This window comes from Rhizobium sp. PDO1-076, assembly GCF_000247475.1.
GTDB lineage: Bacteria > Pseudomonadota > Alphaproteobacteria > Rhizobiales > Rhizobiaceae > Allorhizobium.
In genome coordinates this window covers 1-5571 of record NZ_AHZC01000125.1, presented here as the reverse complement: position 1 = coordinate 5571, position 5571 = coordinate 1, and the positions used below count along the sequence as shown (strand labels likewise).

At 60.9% G+C, this 5571-nt stretch carries 4 protein-coding genes and 1 pseudogene; 4 read left to right on the top strand and 1 reads right to left on the bottom strand.

Annotated features, from left to right (window positions below):
• Positions 1-93 precede the first annotated feature (93 nt).
• The 4 genes and pseudogenes from PDO_RS09420 to PDO_RS09405 all read left to right on the top strand — a co-directional run bounded on the left by PDO_RS09420 (position 94) and on the right by PDO_RS09405 (position 5016).
• Positions 94-2248: pseudogene (locus tag PDO_RS09420) on the top strand (ParB/RepB/Spo0J family partition protein).
• A 71-nt stretch (positions 2249-2319) separates the two neighbouring features.
• Positions 2320-2976: a hypothetical protein gene (locus PDO_RS09415; RefSeq protein ID WP_007600842.1), complete on the top strand. Its 657-nt coding sequence runs from the start codon at positions 2320-2322 to the stop codon at positions 2974-2976.
• A gap of 273 nt (positions 2977-3249) precedes the next feature.
• On the top strand, positions 3250-3672 hold the full coding sequence (locus tag PDO_RS09410) for an antirestriction protein (RefSeq protein WP_007600839.1): 423 nt from the start codon (positions 3250-3252) through the stop codon (positions 3670-3672).
• Between the two features lie 153 nt (positions 3673-3825).
• Positions 3826-5016, top strand: a complete 1191-nt coding sequence (locus PDO_RS09405; protein WP_007600837.1) for a hypothetical protein — start codon at positions 3826-3828, stop codon at positions 5014-5016.
• Positions 5017-5163: 147 nt separating this feature from the next.
• On the opposite strand, the gene PDO_RS09400 is transcribed toward PDO_RS09405, so the two are convergent.
• Positions 5164-5571, bottom strand: a 408-nt coding sequence (locus PDO_RS09400; RefSeq protein ID WP_007600835.1) for a DUF1173 family protein, incomplete at its 5' end; no start/stop codon positions are given.

Genomic DNA, 5571 nt, shown 5'->3' with positions numbered 1-5571 from the left:
GGATGTGGTTGGAGGAAGAGGGGGGAAGGGATGTTCGTGGCGGGTTGAGGTTGTCGGAGAGAGGCTCCGGCCAGCCCGCTACGGAGAAACGGCATGGCACAAGCCATTCAGAAAATCACGCTCAACGCCGGGCGCGACGTCCCCTTCAACAAGCTCGTTCTCAGCCAGCAGAATGTGCGGAAGACCAAGGCGGGCGTCTCGATCGAGGAGCTTGCCGAGGATATCGCCCATCGCGGACTGCTGACCAGTCTCAACGTCCGCGCTGAAGTCGATGGCGACGGCAACGAGACCGGCATGTACCGTATTCCGGCTGGCGGCCGTCCGCTATCGCGCGTTGGAGCTGCTGGTCGCACAGAAGAAACTGTCGAAGACGGCAGCCATTCCCTGCATCGTCAGCAAGGGTGACACTCTCGAAGTGGAGGATTCGCTTGCCGAGAACAGCAAACGCGTCGATCTGCACCCGCTGGACGAGTTTCGAGCCATCATGACACTGCGCGAACAGGGGCTCGACGAGGAAGAGATTGCCGCGCGCTTCCATATGTCGGTCGCAACTGTGAGGCAGCGCCTGCGGCTGGCGTCGGTCTCGCCGCGTCTGCTCGATCTCTACGCCAATGATGAGATGAAGCTCGGGCAAGTCATGGCATTCTCGATCACCAATGATCACGTTCGGCAGGAACAGGTCTGGGACACGATCTCGCGGTCGCACAACCAGGATCCCTATTACATCCGGCGGATGCTGACCGAAACCGCGGTCCGCGCCTCCGATCGCCGCGCCGTCTACGTCGGTATTGACGTCTATGAGGCAGCAGGTGGTGTCGTGATGCGCGACCTGTTCGAGCAGGACAATGGCGGATGGCTGCAGGATCCGGCACTGCTCGAACAGCTCGTGCTCGAAAAGCTGACAACCGACGCCGAAACGCTGAAGGCCGAAGAGGGCTGGAAGTGGGTCGAGGCCGCGTTCGACTTCTCCTACGGCCACACCTCCGGTCTTCGCCGATTTTACGGCGAACGTGCCGAATACACGGACGAAGAGCTTGCACGTCACGATGCGCTGAAGGCGGAATACGACAGGCTCGATGCAGAATATGCCGAGGCGGAGGACCACTCAGAGGAAACCGAGGCGCGGCTTGAGGAGCTCGGTAACGAGCTGGATGCCCTCAATGACCGGCCCTACGTCTTCGACAGGCAAGACGTCGCCCGCGGCGGAGCCTTCATCTCGCTCGGTGCCAATGGCGAATTGAAGATCGAGCGCGGCTTCATCCGGCCGGAAGACGAAGCCGTCGTAGAGTCGAACAGCGGTGATGCCGATGATGGCGGCAGCGATCGGGACGATGGTGGCGAATCCATTGTCGCCTCGGCGAACGGCGGCATCTTGGTCAACGGCAAGCCGGTCGGCGTCGAAGAACCGGAAGAAGACGACGGCAAGGTTCGTCCGCTTTCCGATCGCGTCATCGAGGATCTGACGGCCGCCCGCACCGTCGCGCTCCGCAATGCTTTGGCCAATGACCCGGTGATGGCCTTCATTGCCGTCCTGCATGTCGCGGTCCTGAAGATCTTCTACAGATACGGGGCTGACTCGTGCCTCGAGATCACGCTGCAGCACACCGCGTTCAGCCAGACGCAGGGGCTCGGCGATACGGTCTGGGCAAAGGAGATCGAACAGCGGCAGGAATCCTGGGGCTATGATCTTCCCGGAAATGCGGATGAGGTCTGGGATTATCTGATCGCCCTCGACCAAGATAGCCGCATGGCACTGTTTGCCCATTGTGTCTCGCTTTCAGTAAACACGACCGTCCAGGCGTGGAATCGGCGGTCCAAGGAAAATGCCCACGCCAGACAGCTGGCGCGTTCGCTTGGCTTCGGCATGGTCGCCGCCGGCTGGACGCCGACGGTCGACAACTATCTCGGCCGCGTGACCAAGGCGCATATCCTGCAGGCGGTCCGCGAGACAAAGGGCGAACAGTCCGCGCAACTGATCGATCATCTGAAGAAGCCCGACATGGCCCGCGAAGCCGCCCGGCTGCTGGAAGGCAGCGGATGGCTCCCCGAAGTGCTGCGGCTCCCTGTCGATCAGATCCCGGCGGAAGCAGAGTTGGATGCGGTGCTATCAGACGCTGTTATCGAGGACGATACCACTGAGGCCGCCGACATCGGTCTGCCAGCCTTCCTGACGGAAAATGAGGAAGCCGCAGAAGCGGCCACCGACCCGATCGATGGCGACGGCGAGCATCTCGAAGCCGCCGAGTAACCACTCAAAAACGCACACTCACGAAAGCCCGGCCACTGCGCCGGGCTTCTTTGTTCTTTAGGAGCGCCGTCATGCCTGCCTATACGATTGAAATGACCTACACCCTGCCGCTATTTCGGCATGGGACCTATATCGCCGACACGCCCGAAGCTGCCTGCAAGGCGGCCCTTGGCGACAACAACTGGGAGTCTTCGCAGAAAGACTACGACTCCTCAGGCGAGATCCATGTGACCGGCATTTGGGAGGGCGAGGACACCGCCTATGCCGGATCGCCAATCACGATACCGTCGCAGTTCGATGAAGAAATTCAGCGCCGGGCTCACCACTTCGAGATCCTGCTCGGTCTGCTGAAAATGCTGTTCCACGATGTCCAGGCGGGGCGATCTCCGTCGGTCGAATGGCATGCCAAATCAGCCTGGGCGATTGCGCGGGGCGAGGCTATACTCGCCTATGCGCCCGATCCCGCCGAGCCGACCGACGGGCCAAAGCCGAGCCATGTCCTTGCACGTTTGCAGGAAGAACGCGTCCGAAGCGCGTTCGCCGCTGTGCTTGATATCGATCGCGACTTCGAGGGGCTTTCACCAGGTTCTGTGAGCGATGCGGAGATCCGATCGGCTTGCGAGTCCATCGCAACAACGATGGACTACTCCGATGCGGTGAGCAATGCCGAGTTTCATGCGGCAATAGCAGCAATCCGGGCGACGCAGCGTCGCCTTCATCCGGATTAAGTCCCCTCGGACCGCTCTGACATTTGAACGCCGTCCCGCGTCCATCAAGTACCCCGCTTTCCATTCCATTCCATCCGTCCCGACCGTCGCGTCGGGCTTCTGCGTGTTGTCGATCAGCGAACCCGCGTCTGCATTTGTCGTCCTGCGCGCAGGCAAAAGGTTGCGGCTGCGGCCAGCCTCAAAGGGAAGAGTGGGGCCGGGGAAGGGGCGAGGCCAGGCTCTGGAGAGAGGGGCGCCTGGTTGGAATCCTGTTTCCTCTCTGGAGAACGATCGATGTCGATATCTGAAGTCACACCCCAAACTGCCTCCATCGTCACTGACGAGCGCCGCCTGGAATTCCTGCCTACCCTATTTGGGCGCTCGCTCCTGATGATCGGCGAGAACGCGGTCTACAGCCTCATGGAGCGGCTCAGCCCCCTCGATTATCGTGGCGGGATCTGGGATTTCTACGAACATGGGGGCAAACCGTTGTTTCTGGCGCCGAGCTCCAAATCGCGTTTCCGGATCACCGGGGAGATCACCGGATTTCAGGGGGAAGTCTCGGCGGAGGCTGCCGGGATTATTGCCACGCTTTTTGCCTTCTCGCATCTCTCCTTCCAGCATCAATCCGAGCATTTCTTGGAAGGCTACAGCCGCCTCTACGCCTATTCGGCTGACCACCCCGAGGCTGCGGAGATCTTTCAGGCTATTGACTGACCAGTTGCCCCGCGTCGCCTTCGGGCGGCGCGCTTGTCTGTCCTGACCGCGCCCCGTCAGACAGATCTTGCTGCCGCAATTCATCGTCCATCTCACCAGCCCGGTTGTCGCAGGAGCGGTCAGCCGGGCTCTTTCGTTTCAGGAGATTTCATCATGAACACCATGATTTCCAACCCGCAACCGACATCGTCTGGATTTAAGGTCGATATATCCCGCGGCGAACGCATCGGCCGCGTTTCGTCAGAATGGTTTTTGCGTCCCGACGACGAGCGTTATCTGTCGCTTTCCGATTTGCATCGCGCCGTTAGCGCCAGGACGGAACGCGCTCGCGTTCGCACAGTCGAGACTGCCGAGATCCGCGTCGAGGCGACCCGCGACAATACTGAGCGCTTGTCCCTGATCGTTCCCGGCGGGCGCGAACCGTTGACCCCGACGCACTGGAGCTACGGTCAGCTCTGCAGCCTGGTCGGCGCTCCTGCGAGCTACATGCGCCAGTTGCCTGCGCCGCTGGCGGCGATCAATCTCCAGCACGGCCTCCTCAATCATGATGCCGAAATGGTCAAAACGCTCGAGATGGACGACGGCCGCCTTGAACTGCGGGCAGTGACCGGTCCCGAATACGGCCGGATTTGGGATAAGGATCTGATCGCAGCGATTATGAACATTGCTGGCAATGGCACAGGCGACACGATCTGGAAGGTCCCCGGTCTGCTCGATTGGTCTACGATGACCCACAATCCCTTCGTCGACATCACGAAGGACACCACGACGCTGTACGGCAGCGATCGCGATGTGTTCGTCTTTCTTTGCGATGACACTCACCCGATCGAAGCTGGGCGGCTGCCGAACGGCGAACCTGATTTGTATTTCCGCGGTTTCTATGCCTGGAATAGCGAGGTCGGTTCGAAAACACTTGGAATTGCCAGCTTTTACCTGCGGGCAGTGTGTGCCAACAGGAATCTTTGGGGCACCGAGAATTTCGAGGAAATCACTATTCGCCACTCGAAGTTCGCCGCTCAACGCTTCGCGCACGAAGCAGCCCCGGCGTTGACGAACTTCGCCAATTCTTCGCCTGCGCCGTTCATTGCCGGCATTCGGGCCGCCCGTGAACGTATCGTCGCCCGCAGCGAAGACGATCGCTCGGAGTTCCTGCGCAAGCGCGGCTTCTCGAAGGCCGAAACCGGCAAGATCATCGAGACCGTTCTCAGCGAGGAGGGCAGACCACCGGAGTCGATTTTTGATTTTGTGCAGGGGATCACCGCCCTTGCGCGGCGAAAGGCGCATCAGGACAGCCGGCTCGAACTTGAAGGCAAGGCGAAGAGGCTGCTCGAAAGCGCGGCCTGACCGCGCAATCCCCGGCAGCCCCTCATCCATCTCTCAGGCGCCGAAGGCAGGACGTCGCCGCGCGAACCGCATCGGACTTCACCCCGCCTTTATGCCAGGTCGACTGATGAGGAGAGGCGCTCGCCAGCCGACCCGTGGGTTTGCGGATCAAGGCAGCCGCGGGATATCGCCTTCCGCGACCCGCCAGACCCAGGGTGTGATCTCCAGCCTTGCCGCGATCATTTCCGCAAGCGCCTGCTCATGTTCCTCTCCGGCGCTCGCCGGCACGATGAACATGGCGACCGGAGCCGGTTTCTGTTCGGGCAATGTCACTGAGACGATCGGCGCATCGCGCGGCAGATTGAACCGCAAGCCTTTGACGCTCTTTCGCTTGAGGTGGCTGAGCTTCTCCAGAAGCCGCAGCTCGTGAATGTCCTCGAACGGCAGCCAATTCTCGTTGACCACCATCAGGGCGACCTCTTCGACCGCTGCAATGCCGGCGGCCGAGACTCCGAAGGTGGCGATGACGATCAGGTGGAATGCCTCGTTCGAGCGCCACAGTTCGAGTTCTGTCTC

Coding starts and splice junctions, on each gene's coding strand:
- PDO_RS09415 (WP_007600842.1), top strand. CDS start 2,320: ATGCCTGCCTATACGATTGAAATGACCTACACCCTGCCGCTATTTCGG.
- PDO_RS09410 (WP_007600839.1), top strand. CDS start 3,250: ATGTCGATATCTGAAGTCACACCCCAAACTGCCTCCATCGTCACTGAC.
- PDO_RS09405 (WP_007600837.1), top strand. CDS start 3,826: ATGAACACCATGATTTCCAACCCGCAACCGACATCGTCTGGATTTAAG.